11 protein-coding genes are annotated in these 14,368 nt (G+C 53.7%); 6 read left to right on the top strand and 5 right to left on the bottom strand.

Going from position 1 to position 14,368, the window contains the following annotated elements; all coding sequences use genetic code 11:
* From ABC395_RS06380 to ABC395_RS06400, 5 genes are all read right to left on the bottom strand, one after another.
* Positions 1-1,026 carry a cytochrome d ubiquinol oxidase subunit II gene (locus tag ABC395_RS06380; protein ID WP_413001614.1) on the bottom strand — a complete coding sequence of 342 codons (1,026 nt, stop codon included), beginning with the start codon at positions 1,024-1,026 and terminating at the stop codon, positions 1-3.
* Positions 1,023-2,378: a cytochrome ubiquinol oxidase subunit I gene (locus ABC395_RS06385; RefSeq protein WP_413001616.1), complete on the bottom strand. Its 1,356-nt coding sequence runs from the start codon at positions 2,376-2,378 to the stop codon at positions 1,023-1,025. Before ABC395_RS06385 ends, ABC395_RS06380 begins: the two co-directional genes overlap by 4 nt.
* Positions 2,379-3,029: 651 nt before the next feature.
* Positions 3,030-3,881: a hypothetical protein gene (locus ABC395_RS06390; protein ID WP_413001617.1), complete on the bottom strand. Its 852-nt coding sequence runs from the start codon at positions 3,879-3,881 to the stop codon at positions 3,030-3,032.
* Positions 3,882-3,909: 28 nt separating this feature from the next.
* Entirely contained in the window at positions 3,910-5,445 is a 1,536-nt protein-coding gene (locus tag ABC395_RS06395; RefSeq protein WP_413001619.1) for a sensor histidine kinase, read from the bottom strand.
* Positions 5,442-6,128, bottom strand: coding sequence for a response regulator transcription factor (locus ABC395_RS06400; RefSeq protein WP_413001621.1), 687 nt, complete (start codon positions 6,126-6,128; stop codon positions 5,442-5,444). The genes ABC395_RS06395 and ABC395_RS06400 overlap by 4 nt, the downstream gene beginning before the upstream one ends.
* A 339-nt stretch (positions 6,129-6,467) precedes the next feature.
* Between ABC395_RS06400 and ABC395_RS06405 the strand changes: the two genes are divergently transcribed.
* The 6 genes from ABC395_RS06405 to ABC395_RS06430 all read left to right on the top strand — a co-directional run bounded on the left by ABC395_RS06405 (position 6,468) and on the right by ABC395_RS06430 (position 14,364).
* On the top strand, positions 6,468-8,888 hold the full coding sequence (locus ABC395_RS06405) for a glycosyltransferase family 39 protein (protein WP_413001623.1): 2,421 nt from the start codon (positions 6,468-6,470) through the stop codon (positions 8,886-8,888).
* Positions 8,885-9,865: a glycosyltransferase family 2 protein gene (locus ABC395_RS06410; RefSeq protein WP_413001625.1), complete on the top strand. Its 981-nt coding sequence runs from the start codon at positions 8,885-8,887 to the stop codon at positions 9,863-9,865. The genes ABC395_RS06405 and ABC395_RS06410 overlap by 4 nt, the downstream gene beginning before the upstream one ends.
* Positions 9,858-10,358: a GtrA family protein gene (locus ABC395_RS06415; protein WP_413001627.1), complete on the top strand. Its 501-nt coding sequence runs from the start codon at positions 9,858-9,860 to the stop codon at positions 10,356-10,358. The genes ABC395_RS06410 and ABC395_RS06415 overlap by 8 nt, the downstream gene beginning before the upstream one ends.
* A complete protein-coding gene (gene galU, locus ABC395_RS06420) occupies positions 10,355-11,266 on the top strand; it encodes a UTP--glucose-1-phosphate uridylyltransferase GalU (RefSeq protein ID WP_413001628.1) in 912 nt (303 codons plus the stop codon). The genes ABC395_RS06415 and galU overlap by 4 nt, the downstream gene beginning before the upstream one ends.
* 187 nt (positions 11,267-11,453) lie before the next feature.
* Positions 11,454-11,657, top strand: a complete 204-nt coding sequence (locus ABC395_RS06425) for a hypothetical protein (protein ID WP_413001630.1) — start codon at positions 11,454-11,456, stop codon at positions 11,655-11,657.
* 253 nt (positions 11,658-11,910) lie between these two features.
* Positions 11,911-14,364, top strand: a complete 2,454-nt coding sequence (locus ABC395_RS06430; RefSeq protein WP_413001632.1) for a hypothetical protein — start codon at positions 11,911-11,913, stop codon at positions 14,362-14,364.
* Positions 14,365-14,368 lie beyond the last annotated feature (4 nt).

The raw sequence follows: 14,368 nt of genomic DNA on the forward strand, positions 1-14,368 counted from the left end.
TCATCCTTTCTTATCCCGGTTTCCTTGAACATAGCTGGCATCGAACAGGAACAGTCTCATAAGCAGAACAAGCGAAGGTATGAGGATCAGCAGACCGGCGATAAAAGCGACAATAAGCGCCGTGCCCATGGCGGGATTGGTGAAATTTTCATGAATCGTAATGTACGGATACAGAATGTAAGGCAGATGGGAGGCCCCGTACCCGAAAAAGGCAAACGCGAACTGAAGCAGGACGAAGGTGAAGCCGAGTCCCAGATGTCTTTTTTTCCAGACGGCGTAGACGGCTATCAGAAAGCAGAGAAACGAGATGACGAACATCCAGGCGAGATCGAGCATTTTGGTGAAATGTTCGGGATTGTGCCGGGAGATCGCGAAAAAGACGAGCACGCTGGCCAGAATGGTCGGAGCGCTCCAGAAAAGCGCATACCCGCGTACGATTTCAAAAGCGGCCTTGTCCTTCGCTTTATGCGCATAGTAGGCGAGGAACATGGCGGAGATGTACAGCACGCTGACGATAGCGAGCAGCACGACCGACCAGGTGTAGACGCTGCCCAGGAGAGCGCTCCAGTCCAGTGTGATGGCGCCGTCCGTCTCCACGATCAGGCCGCCTTCCGAAATGGCCAGCACGGTCGATAACGCGGCGGGAATCAGCAGCCCGGTAGCTCCGTAGATGAGCATGTACCACTGGTTGTCTTTGGACCCGTACGTGCTGAATGCGTAGTAGGAACCCCGCAAAGCGAGAAGAATCAGCGCCAAAGAGCCGGGGACGAGCAGCGCCGTGCCATAATAACGGGCTGTTTCGGGGAAAAATCCGACCAGGCCGATATAGAAGAAAATAAGAAATACGTTGGTAACTTCCCAAACGGGAGAAAGATAGCGCTCGATGATGCGGTGCGTAATATTTTTACTGCCTGTAATGACGGAATAGTAGCTGAAAAAACCGGCTCCGAAATCGATGGAAGCCACGATCAGGTACCCGAACAGAAACACCCACAGAACGGTGATGCCGAGCAGCTCCAGATTCATTCCAGCGGCCCCCTTTTCTCGAAAACGCCGAATGCGATCAATTCATCCGCAACGTCGTTGTTTTTGAACAGCTTGGACAGCACTTTAATCGCGGTAAGCCCCAAGACGAGATAGAGCAGACAGAACAGGAGCAGCATCGTGTCGACGTGGGCCGACGTTGTGGCGGCTTCGGCCACTTTCATATAGCCGCGGAGAATCCACGGCTGCCGGCCTACTTCGGCGTAGAACCAGCCGAGCCAGATGCCGATCATGGAGAGCGGTCCGCAGGCGACGATCACCCGGAGCAGCCAGCGCGGAGCGGGCTTCGAGGCGCGTTTGCTGCGGCTGAGCCACAGGTAGAGAGCCGCGATCACGATGGTGAACATGCCGATGGTAACCATGCCGTCGAAGAAGTAATGAACGTAGAGCGGAGGCTCCAGCTCGTCGGGAATCTGATCCAGCCCTTTGACTTCAAAATCGGGATTGCTGCCGGCGAGAATGCTCAGGGCGAACGGGATTTTCAGCCCGTATTTGATTTCCTTGTCTTCCGTTAATATACCGCCGTATACAAGAGGAGCTTTGGTCTGTGTCTCGAAATGCCATTCGGCGGCCGCCAGTTTTTCGGGCTGATACGCCGCCAGGAATTTCCCCGAGAGGTCGCCGATCGCGGCCGTTGCCAGCGCGAACACAAGACCTGCGGTTATCGTGAGCTTGAGCGCCTTCTTGGCGTAAAGCCGGTCTCCTTTGCGACGCAGCAGCGAGAAGGCCGCTATGGCCGCGAGAATGAACGCGCATGTCATGTAAGCCGAAGCGAGGACGTGGGAGACTTTCGTGGGCGTCGCCGGATTGAACATGGCCGCGATGGGGTCCACGTTCGTGATTTTGCCGTTTTCAAGCGTAAAGCCCTGCGGCGTGTTCATAAACGCATTGACGGTCGTAATGAAAAAAGCCGAAGCGGAAGAGCCGATTGCAACCGGGATGAGCAGCATGAGATGCCGTTTCGGTTTGAACCGGTCCCAGGTATACAAATAAATGCCGAGGAAAATCGCTTCGACGAAGAAAGCGAACGTCTCCATAAACAACGGCAGCGCGATGGCCTGGCCGGCGATTTCCATAAAGCTCGGCCAAAGCAGGCTGAGCTGGAGGCCGATGGCCGTTCCGGTCACAACGCCGATGGCGACCGTGATGACGAAGCCGCGCGCCCAGCGGCGGGCCAGCAGTGTGTAGTACCGGTCGTTCTTGCGGATGCCCGTCCATTCGGCCAGAGCGATCATCACCGGAACACCGACACCGATAGTCGCGAAAATAATGTGAAACGCGAGTGTCACTTCGGTGAGTATACGGCTGTACAGCACAGGATCATAATGAAACACGATGCACCAACTCCCCCTGGGATATTCTTGTTCTCGCTAAACGTAAGGCAAGGTTATGCAAGCAATCTGCGCAGAAAGGAGAGCAGCATAACGGCGGCTACGACGAACATAAGGATCATCAGCCGTTTCTCCTGCCGTTTAAACGGATTCATGCTTTCACCGCCCCGGGAATTAAATATAAAACGAGACCCTAGATTACTTAACCTAAAACCTTATATGTTTATCTTACATATTTAGCTGTGATTATTTTCACAATACCTGTGAGTAAACGGTGAAGAAAGGTTGACGAAATGTTGACGGGCATCTTATAAAAGAAGCTCCGCCCGGAAGCACGAATGGTGCTTCCGGACGGAGCTTTTTTGTGTACATGGATCTTTATGCGGCCTTCGGTTACAAGAGTCGTTAGAGGCGGAAACCCGGGAACAGGAAACTGCCCGGTTCATCTTGCAAGGCTGTTGGAACTCCGAACAAAGTGTTAGAGATGTGGGCCAACCCGCCATTTGAATCTGGAGGAACAAACCGAAACTCGGAACAGGCCGTGACCGAAAACCGAAAACCGAAAACCGAAAACCGAAAACCGAAAACCGAAAACCGAAAACCGAAAACCGAAAACCGTAACGGTAACCTCACCCATAACAATCGGGTGGTCCGCTAATCCTGCTCTTTCTGGATTTTAGCGGGATTGTTGATTTTGTACGGCACGGGATAACGGGTCAGCTTCTTGGCCACGATTTTGGCCTCGAACGTGATCGTATCACCGACTTCGAGCTCCAGCTTTTTCAGCGTTGCGCTGTGGCTGGACCAGGCGGTGCCGATTTCCGTTTCCGGTTCCGCAATGGCCACATTCTCGTAAATGATAACCTCATCGTCGTTATCGGAAAAATGATTGGGAACCGTCGTGAAATCCTGTACCGTGGCGGTCATCTTCACTTTTCCTTCGGGAAGCTGAAGCTTAGGCGCTTTTTCTTTCTTCGCCTTCGCTTTAGGCGCATCGGCGGCCGCGGTTGCACTAGCGGGTTTGTCCGGCTCGGCCGGTTCGGTCTGCCCCGATACGGACTCCGTCCCTGGCGCCGGTGCCTCGTCTGCGGCCGGCCGGGCTTCCTGCACGGCATCTGCCGGAGTCCCGAAGGCCACGTCCGCCGCAGTTTCGGCTGGGGGCTCTACGCTCCCGGACGGCCCGCTTCCTTCCGGAGCACCGGCTTCGGGAGGGGCTTCGCCTGCGGACCACTGCCGCTGCCCGTAATTCGCCGCCTGCATTTCCTTCAGGTAGGAAGGATGGATGCAGTGCTGCTGCTTGTTGTCAAATTCGATGACAGCCGTCATCTTGTCGGTGTATCCGACGATGGTGCAGGGAACGTTCAAGCCGTTTCCCTTATAAAAAAAGGCCTTGGTCTTGGTTGCCTTACCGGACAGCAGGCCCCATTCCCTGCACTGTTCAATCTGCTCCGCCTCGTCTTCGAAGGCGTGGTAAATGCCGGGCTGAATCGTAAACGCGTATACCATCGCTTCTCCGCCTTTCTGTTTGTCCCGTTTATTTTACCATGTTTGCGCCGTTGTTTTCACCGGTTTCGGGGAAGGCGAGAATGAACGTCGAGCCGGCGCCTTCCCGGCTCCGGACGGAGATCGCACCGCCGTGGGCTTCGACGATCGATTTCGTGATCGACAGCCCGAGTCCGGCTCCGCCGTGCTTGCGGGTTCTGGAGGAGTCGCTGCGGTAAAAGCGCTCAAATACATGAGCCGCGTGCTCTTCGGGAATTCCCGGACCGTTATCTTTCACCTTCAGCGAGATCCCGTCCTTGTCGGCGGATAAAATGACCGTGATGACGCCGGTCTCCGGATCGGTATGCTGGACCGCGTTATGAAACAGGTTCAGGACCACCTGTTTCATTTTGTCGGGATCGAAGGTGCCCCGAACGCCTGCCGTCAGGTCGATATGAACCGTCCGGGTGCCCGCCAGCATCCGGAGATGGGGTTCCATCTCCAGAAGAAGCCGGTCCAGCCGCGTGTCCGTCAGCCCAAGCTGGGGAGCCCGGTCGAGCTTGGCCAGCGTAAGCAGATCCTCGACCAGCTTTTTGATGCGGGTCGATTCGCCGTGCATGCTCGTCAAAGCGGCATAGAGCTGCTTCGGGTTGTCCGCCGCCCCGCGGAGCAGCACCTCGAGAAAACCGTGGATCGAAGTCAGCGGTGTGCGCAGCTCGTGGGAGGCGTCGGCGATGAAGCGCCGCATCTGTTCTTTCGCATCGCGCTCCGCGATGAAAGAAGTCTCCAGGCGCTGGAGCATGCCGTTGAACGATTTCGCGAGGGAGTCGATCTCGAGTTGACCCTGCGTCTCGGGAAATCGTTCGTTCAGGTTGCCGGCGTCGGTCTGTTCGACGGCCTCGACCATTTTGTTCAGCGGCTGGAGCGTACGGCGCATCACGGGAATGTTCAGCGCGAGGCCGCCCGCGAGGGCAAGCACGACGAGTGCCCCGTAAATCCAGAGCTGCTGAATCACGACGGCCTGCAGCTGGGCCGTGCCCGTCCCCATCTGGATGAGGCCGCCGAAGCTGCCGGACCGTTCCGCCGGCCGGAAAACGACGAGCTGCTCGGTTCCTTGGGCATCCCTCACGATTTTATACGAAGCGGGCCGCCGTGGAGCCATCTCCTTACGGATGGCGGTGTACTCCTCTGCTGGAAGCTGCGGAGAGATCATCCCGTTTTCCTTCGTCAAATCCGTAAAGGCTCCGTCGGGAGCGATAAGCGCGAGCGATGTGTCGGGAAGGAACAGCACCGGACCGCGCGGACGCTCCCCACCGGGCTGGATCTCTTCCTCCTCTTTGCTTTTACCGCGCTTGTCGGGAAGCGGGGAAGAGTGGTCGAACAGGTCGCGGGGAAATCCGCTGAGCTGAATGGACATCGTTTCGGCCCGGTTGCGGTACAGGAAATTTTTCATCCATACCGATTGAAGGGCTCCGACCAGAATCAGCAGCGCGGCCAGAATATAGAGCGACCGCGACAGCAGCTGGAACTGCAGGGAGCGGGGGGCCAGCAGGCGGGCGGCGCGGGTTAGAGGGCGGCCGCGTTTCATGACCAGTCCAGCCGGTAGCCGGCGCCCCGGAGCGTACGGATCAACCGGTGCTCCTTGTCTCCCAGCTTGTCCCTCAGTGAGCGGATATACACTTCCACGATGTTTTCTTCCCCGCCGAAGTCATAGCCCCATACCTTTTCCAGAATCTTCGTTTTGCTGAGCACAATGCCATGGTTGACGACGAGAAATTTGAGCAGCTCATACTCGGTCGGCGAAAGTTCGAGGGCGCTCTCTCCGAAAACAATTTCCTTTCTCGGGTCGTCGATCCGGAAAGGGCCGATGGCGATTTCCCGGAAAACGCCGGGAAACTGGTTGCGCAGCCTGGCTTCGATCCGGGCAAGCAGCTCTTCAAAGCTGAACGGCTTCACGAGATAGTCGTCCGCGCCGATGGTCAGTCCCTTGACGCGGTCTTCGACCTCGTCTTTGGCGGTGAGCATGATGACGGCGATATTGCTGCCGTTCTTCTTCAGAAGGCGGCAAACCTCGAAGCCGTCCATGCCGGGCATCATGACGTCAAGGATAACGACATGGGGCTGAAATTCCCGGACCAGGTTAACGGCGCTCATGCCGTCCGGAGCCGTTTTAATAGCAAAGCCTTCATTCACAAGGCCGAATTCGAGAAACTGCAGAATGTGCGGCTCGTCATCGACGAGCAGGATGCGGATATCTTTTACATTTTTCATGCGGGATCACCTCTCGGGGTCTTCTTTCTAATATCTATACACGGATTATCCGTCAAGAAACTGAATGGAATCTGAATGAAGCCTGAGCCTCCGCTTAATGATGGTACGCCCGCCCGGGCTTTCAGCAAACATTCAGCCGGCCTTCAAGAAGGGTTCAGGCACGGCCTGCACAATACAAGCATACCCGGTGACGAGGCGGAAGCGTCGTAAAAGAGACTTTTGGCCGATCATCGGAGCGGGCGGACAACGGCGGCGCCTTTATTTCTTTCTCGATGGTAACGGTTTTGCCCGGGGATGTAAATTTCAATGTACCAATAGACAATTAAGGAGTGGAAAACCATGATAAGCACCAAACGATTCCGGGTCGATCTTCCGCTGGTTTTTATTTTGCTGCTCGGCGTCTTTCTGAACACCTATAACATCTGGCTCGATTCGTACGCTAACACGTATTACACGACCGCCGTAGCGAGCATGCTGCAGAACTTCCACAATTTTTTCTTCGGTTCCCTCGATTCCGCGGGTTCCGTAACCGTCGACAAACCGCCGGTAACGTTCTGGATTCAAACGGCGAGCGCTTACCTGTTCGGCCTTCACGGCTGGAGCGTCATTCTGCCCCAGGCTCTTGCGGGCGTCGGATCGATCCTGCTGATCTACCTGCTCGTTAAACCTTCCTTCGGAACGGCGGCGGCCAGAATAGCGGCCCTCGTTATGGCATGCACACCGGTTGCGGTGGCGGTTAGCCGGACCAACAACATCGATAGTATGCTTGTTTTTACCCTTCTTCTCGGCACCTGGTTTTTGTTCAGAGCCGTTAAACGAAACAGCGTCCCCAATCTGCTCGGCGCGTTTGCGCTTATCGGGCTCGGTTTTAACATGAAAATGCTTCAGGCGTATATGATTGTGCCTGCTTTTGTTCTCTTCTATTTATTCGCGTTTAAAAGCACCTGGAAAAAGAAAGCCGGCGTACTGTCCGGCGCACTTGCTCTTATGCTTCTCATCTCCGTCTCTTGGGCGGTTATCGTCGATTCCATTCCGGCAAGCGAGCGGCCTTACATCGGCAGCAGCGAAACTAATTCCGTCCTGGAGCTGGCTTTCGGTTATAACGGCGTTTCGCGCTTGACGGGCAATCAGGGCGGCGGTCCCGGCGGGGGCGACCGCGGCGGAATGCCCGGCGGCGAGCGCCGCGCGGCGGACGGCCAGACCGGCGATGCCGCGGGCACGGCTCCGGGAGCGGCCGGTACGGGCGCCGGCAGCGCGGAAACATCCGGCGGCCGGAGTGCCGCTGGGAGCGGCGGCGGAGACAACGGCGCTCTGCCGGACGACAGCGGCGCCAACGGTGGCAGTGCGGCTGCGCCGCCCGGAGCCGACGGCAGCGGAACGCCTGGCGCACCGGGCGCAGACGGCCAAGGCCAGCCGCCGGGATTCGGCGGCGGAGGCACGGGCGGGGGCAGCGGCGGCATGTTCGGCACGGGTGAGAAGGGCCCGCTGCGCCTGTTCCAGTCGGCGCTGTCCGGCCAGGCGAGCTGGATGATCCCGTTCGCGGCCCTGGCATCCGTTGCCCTGCTCGCCGGCCTGCGCCGGAACCGCTTCACCCGGAAGCACAAAGAGAGCCTGTTCTGGCTCGCCTGGCTTCTTCCGGGTATGGCTTTCTTCAGTGTGGCGGGCTTCTTCCACCACTATTATCTGATCATGCTGGCGCCTCCGGTCGCCGCGCTGGCAGGCGCGGGCTGGTCCGAGCTGTGGAGCGCATACCGCGGCAGATCGGGCTGGCTTTCCTGGCTGCTTCCGGCGGCCGTGGCGGTGACGGCAGCTTTTCAAGTCTTCATTATGGCGCCTTACAACGAAACCATCGGCAGCGGCTGGACCTATGGCGTCGGAATTGCCGGAGGGGCGGCGGCCATCCTGCTTATCGCGCTGAGATTCAAGACAACGCGCTTCTCCTACGCGGCAGCCGTCGCGGGACTTCTCGTCCTGCTCATCGGTCCGGCGTATTGGGCGGCGACTCCGATTACTTACGGACTCAACAGCATGATCCCGCAAGCGGGTCCGTCGGGCGGCAATGACCGCGGCCCGATGGGCCAGGGACCGGGCGGCGGCATGATGCCCGGCGACGGCGGCCGTTTCGGAGCGGACACCGGTCCGCAGAACGGAGACGGCGCGGGACAGGGCACTTCGGATGCCGGCGGGGCTTTGGAAGCCGGAACCGGAAACGGAAGCGGAAGCGGAAATGACCCTGACGCCTCGGCGGACGGTACCGGCACCGGCACAGACAGAGAAACGGTCCGGACTACCGGAGACCGGGGAACTCCCAGCGCAATGGGCGGCATGGGCGGCAGAAGCGTGGACGAAGCGCTGCTCGCTTACATGAAAGCTCACATCGGCGGCACGACGTATTTATTCGCGACATCCGATTACAATACAGCGGCACCTTACATCATCGACAAAGGGGAAAAAGTGATCACGCTCGGAGGATTCTCGGGCAATGACCCGGTCTATACGACCGCCGAACTGGAAGACATGGTGAAAAGCGGGCAATTAAAATATTTCCTCATCTCCGAAGGCGGAGGAGGCCGCGGAGGCAATGCGGAGCTTACCCAGTGGCTCGCTCAGCATGGTAAGAAAATTTCGTCCGCCGAATGGCAAACCGGGTCGGGTCAGACTCAAACCGGATTCGAAGCGGCAGCCGGGATAGGCGGAGGCCGCATGGGAAGCATGGCTCTGTATGAAGTGACGATAGAAGACGGAGGGGACGCGTCATGACGCAGAAGGTGAAGTATTCCATAATCATTCCGATGTATAACGAGGAAGCGGTCATTCAGGAAACGTATAGGCGCCTGAAAGTCGTGATGAGTGAAACCTCCGAAACGTACGAGCTGATTTTTATCAATGACGGGAGCAGAGACCGGAGCGCTGAAATCATCAAGGAATACGGCACCTGGGACGAAACAGTGAAGCTTATCGATTTCTCCCGCAATTTCGGCCACCAGATCGCGATTACGGCCGGGATGGATTACGCCTCCGGGGAAGCGGTTATCATTATCGACGCCGATTTGCAGGACCCGCCGGAGCTTATTTTGCAAATGATCGGGAAATGGAAAGAAGGCTATGAAGTCATCTATGCGAAACGGGTGAAGCGGAGCGGGGAAACCTTATTCAAAAAATGGTCAGCCAGTCTGTTCTACCGCGTGCTCCGGGCGTCGACGGACATTCATATACCCGTGGATACGGGAGATTTCCGGCTCATGGACCGCAAAGTTTGCGACGAGATGAAGAAGCTTCCCGAAAACAACCGCTTTGTCCGCGGGCTGGTCAGTTGGGTAGGGTTCCGTCAGACGGCGATCGAATATGAGCGGGACGAACGCCTGGCGGGTGAGACCAAGTATCCGCTCAAAAGGATGATTAAGCTCAGCCTGGACGGCATTACGTCTTTCTCTTACAAGCCGTTGAAGCTGGCCGGATATCTCGGGGTTCTGCTTTCAGGTACGGGATTTGTCTACCTTCTCTATGTCGTATACCTCGCTTTATTTACGGACGCGACTTTGAAGGGCTGGCCGTCGGTCGTCGGCATCATGCTCATTTTTAACGGATTTGTGCTGCTTATGCTGGGCATTCTGGGCGAATATATCGGCCGCATCTATGATGAGACGAAAGGCAGACCGCTGTATATCGTGCGGGAATGTTACGGTCTTCAGAAGGATGAAGGGCCGATGCCTAAGAGACTGGCCGGTTATGAGTAACAGGAGGAATCTGGGGAATCCGATTAGCTTGAGTAACCTGGGGAAAAGCGGTCCGAGCAGCGCGGGCCGGCTGGGCAGCCGAAGTAACCGTCTCCTCCCGCTTATGAAATTCGGGCTGGTCGGCCTGCTGAACACCGGTGTCGATTTCGCGGCCTTCCTGCTCTTGACGGCAGCGGGCGTCCCCTATTTGACGGCACAGATTATCGCATACCTGCTCGGAGTGCTGAACAGCTATGTGCTCAACCGGAGCTGGACTTTCCGCAGCCGAAAGGGAGGAAGTGCCCGGGAGATCGCAAAATTTTTCCTGATCAATCTGATTTCGCTTGCCGTATCGGCGGTTCTGCTCCAGTGGGCATACAGCGGGCTGGGCTGGCCGCTCGTCACCGGCAAACTGGCCGCAACATTCGCCAGCTCGTGGATCAATTACGCGGGGAGCCGGTACTGGGTTTTCCGCTTACCAACTTCAACTTATACGGGGAGTGAAAAGTCATGACGATCAAAAAAGCCGTCATTCCGGCAGCGGGGCTCGGTACGCGTTTTCTGCCCGCTACCAAAGCGCAGCCCAAGGAGATGCTGCCTATTGTCGATAAACCGGCCATACAATATATCGTGGAAGAAGCGGTCCAATCGGGCATCGAAAGCATTATTATCGTTACCGGGCGGAATAAGAAATCTATCGAGGATCACTTCGACCGCTCGGTTGAACTTGAGCAGACGTTAAGCGAGAAAGGCAAGCTGAAGCTGCTGAAGGAAGTGCAGGCGATCAGCGACATGGCCAAGATTCATTTTATCCGGCAAAAGGAGCCGCTCGGACTCGGGCACGCCATTCTTTGCGCGAAGCAGTTTATCGGCGATGAGCCTTTCGCCGTCCTGCTCGGGGACGACATCATGGTCTCCGATCCGCCCGCGCTCCGGCAGATGATTCACCTGCACAAGGAAACGGGGCGGCAGGTGATCGGGGTCAAGCCCGTACCGGATTCCGAGGTGGACAAGTACGGCATCATCGACTCTTCCGGAGGAAGGAACCTGATTCACCGCGTCGCGGGACTGGTGGAGAAGCCGTCTCTCGGCAGCGCCCCTTCCAATGTGGCCGTTATGGGCCGGTATATTCTGGAGCCGACTATTTTCCCCATACTGGAACATATCGAAAAAGGAGCCGGCGGCGAATACCAACTGACAGACGCGCTGCACGAAATCGCGAAACGGGAGGAGCTGCTTGCCCTGGAGCTGAGCGGAAACCGCTACGACATCGGGGATAAGCTCGGCTATCTCAAGGCCGTGCTGGAAATCGGACTACAGCGGGAGGAGCTGGCCTCGCAGCTTTTGCCTTATCTGAAAAATCTCGTATACCAGCAGGAAGCCGAGGCATGGAAGCTCCAGCGGGAGCGGCGGAGGGCGTAGGAAGAGCCGGCAGGGCGACGTTTAACGATTATTTGACGACAATCAATAGAGATAGACGGCAATGAAATAGTTTAGAAAAGTACCGGGTAAGGGAGTTAGAGATCATGAAAAAGATAACGTATATTAAATTAGCGCTCGATATCTCTTACCTGGTGATGGTTCTGGTCGGCGTCCACGTGGGCCTGCATTGGCAGTGGGTCATTCAGGTGACTGGACGGATCTTACCGGCGAAGGTAGAGGAGGCGGGAGCCCGAATCCGCTTGGATTCATCGCCGTGTACTCGGCTAGGATGGGCGTATTCGTCACCGTAACGTATTACGCGGAAAAACGGGGCAGAAGGAGGAAGCACGAGGGCAGCGGAACGACGCTGTCCAAACCGAAAGCGGTGTGAACGGACAAGAGAGCGGAAATCCGGAAGGGAAACCTTCGGGACAGCCGGTCTTTTTTTGTTTTCGTTTAAATTTAGACAAAACGAATCCGATTCAACATAAACCAACAAAATACGTGCTTTTTTCTTATTGAAAGATGTCGGAAAAAAGAATGATAATACTGGTTGTAACAATAAGGATTTATTGGATTATGTGTCCAAAAAATAGGGGGAGGAGTTCACTAATCAACTTAATAAAAATAAAAGGAGAGTAAAGATGCGAAAAACACGGTTTACCAAAAGATTAGTAATTTTCCTGCTGCTACCGTTCTTATTTGGTTTTGCACTATTCAATAGCGTTCATGCTGCTGCCTCCAATGAAAGTCTCGCAGAGAAGCAATTATCGACAGAAGGGCCTAACAAGAAAATAGAAAAATTTAAGCCGAATCAAAAAATGATGAATGAAATATTGGAAGAACAAGCAGTCGTGCAGGAATTCGTCAAAAAAGAAAAGTCCGACAAGAAACGGGTAAAAGAGCTGGATAAAGAGCGTACTCTAACGAGTAAAACTTATCTTAACACGGATAGTACCCGAACTACCGTGACGGCCAATCAACCTTTGCATTATAAGGAAAACAACGCCTGGAAAGAAATAAAGACAACAATACAAGCGGATACGGCGGATAAAGGTTATGACTTTGGCGTCAAGGATAACAACTTCCAAGTTAAGTTCAATAAAAAGGCACAGCAGCCCATTAAGTTTTCATATGACGGCGCTTTTGTGACTTACCAGCCCATGAATACGGTTAATGTGAACGCTTCATTAAGTGACAATACCATCACTTATCCCGACGCTTGGACGGGTACGGATCTGATTTACACAGTCAATGCGGCTGATTTAAAAATGTTTCTGTCCTTAAAGGATGAAAACGCTCCTAAGAAATTCAGTTTTCACCTTAACACAGGCAATGTACAAAGTAAGCTCAATGAAGACGGTTCTATCGATTTTGTAGACAGCAAGGACGAAACTAAATTCTCGATTCCCCGCATGTGGGTAAGAGACAGCTCTAGTGAGGAACTTCGTTATGATCGTGTAAAAGTTACTCTTGTACCTGCAAAAGATGGCCAGGTTATAGAGATTATACTGGATGACAAAGGTCTGGTGTATCCGTTGGTGATTGATCCGACTACGGAGACGAAGCAAGCAACCGCGACGGGGCCAACCATAGGACTATCAGTAAATATGCCTAACATTAGTTCGTTGCAAGTGATCGAGGCATCCTTTACTTCACGCAGTTCTTACATGGTCAGGCAGCCCGGTTATTGGATGGATTGGCCGAAAGCAGAAGGAGGTATGATTAACTATGGATTTGGAGAATCGGGGAAATTAAATGTTTTTAGCGGCTTTACATACAACGGTGATCATACAGTGAAAATAAGCGGAGATACAATTAGAAGAATAAAACCAGGAGCATGGTCAATAAATGCGACATATGCGGTAATATCGGATTATTTTAAAGATAACAAGGAAATTACAGGTTTTGTATCTTCCTTTGCCGCAAGCGTTACGTATGGAGTACAGGATATCCCGGTTATTAATTCATCCAATGAGAATTGGACCAACCAACCTGTCAGCGTAAGTATTTCTTATCCCTCTGCTGCTAAAGAAAAAAAATATAGATTAACTGATAAAGCTACAGACATAGCAGGAAATTGGCAGACATATTATTCTCCCTTAAACTTCACAAATGAAGGAAGTTATTTGATAGAAGCACAATCTACAGATATGAATGGATATGTTAGTCCAATTTCAACTTCTTTAGTTCGTATTGATAAGACGGCCCCTTCTATTCCCGTAAATATAAAAATAACTGAAAAGACTGATAGTAGGATTACTCTAAAGTGGGACGAATCAACTGAACTAAACTCCAAAGTCAGTTATGCCTTATATTTAAACGGTATTATGATACAAAGTGGACTAAGTAATTACGCTTTTGTCAATCTTATTGATTTGAACGAAAATAATTCATTTACAATCCAAGCGCGCGATGCAGCTGGAAATTTTTCCGCTATGAGTAGTGCGCTAAATTATAACATCCCTATCTCTTCGGCACCTGTCATCGTGTCAAGTGAAACCGCTTGGACGAATCAAAATGTAAGTGTATCTCTGTCAACCGCTAATAAGGATGAAGTTTTGCAATATAAAATTGACAATGGACAGTGGACTAACTACTTGTCGGCTCTAACTATTTCCACAGAACACGTGACAAGGATAGAAGCCCGTTCCGTGAATAAAATCGGCAAATCAAGTGCTGTCTCTTCCATTCAAGTTTTTATCGATAAAACATCCCCGACGGCTCCGGCTAATCTTAAAGCAACCGATAAAAACAGCAAAACCGTGACTCTCACTTGGGAATCATCCTTTGATTTCAATGGTGTAAAAGAATATGAGTTATACAACGGAACCAAATTAATGGGACGCTCCACGCTAAACTATCAAGTGCTTGATTTGCTAACCTTATCCGAATCCAATACTTTTTCAGTCAAAGCCAAGGATAATGCCGGAAATATTTCAAACTCCAGCCCCCCTTTCGTTTTGAATATTTCACTGCCTCTCGTCTACGTTTATGATGCAAACGGGAAATTAGATTACATTAGAAAGCCCGGAGGTCAAGTTATCGACTATCAATATGATGGCAATGGGAATTTAGTAAAAAAGGTTTACCAGTGAGTAG

The sequence above is a fragment of the Paenibacillus canaveralius genome (assembly GCF_047238265.1).
Lineage (GTDB): Bacteria > Bacillota > Bacilli > Paenibacillales > NBRC-103111 > Paenibacillus_F.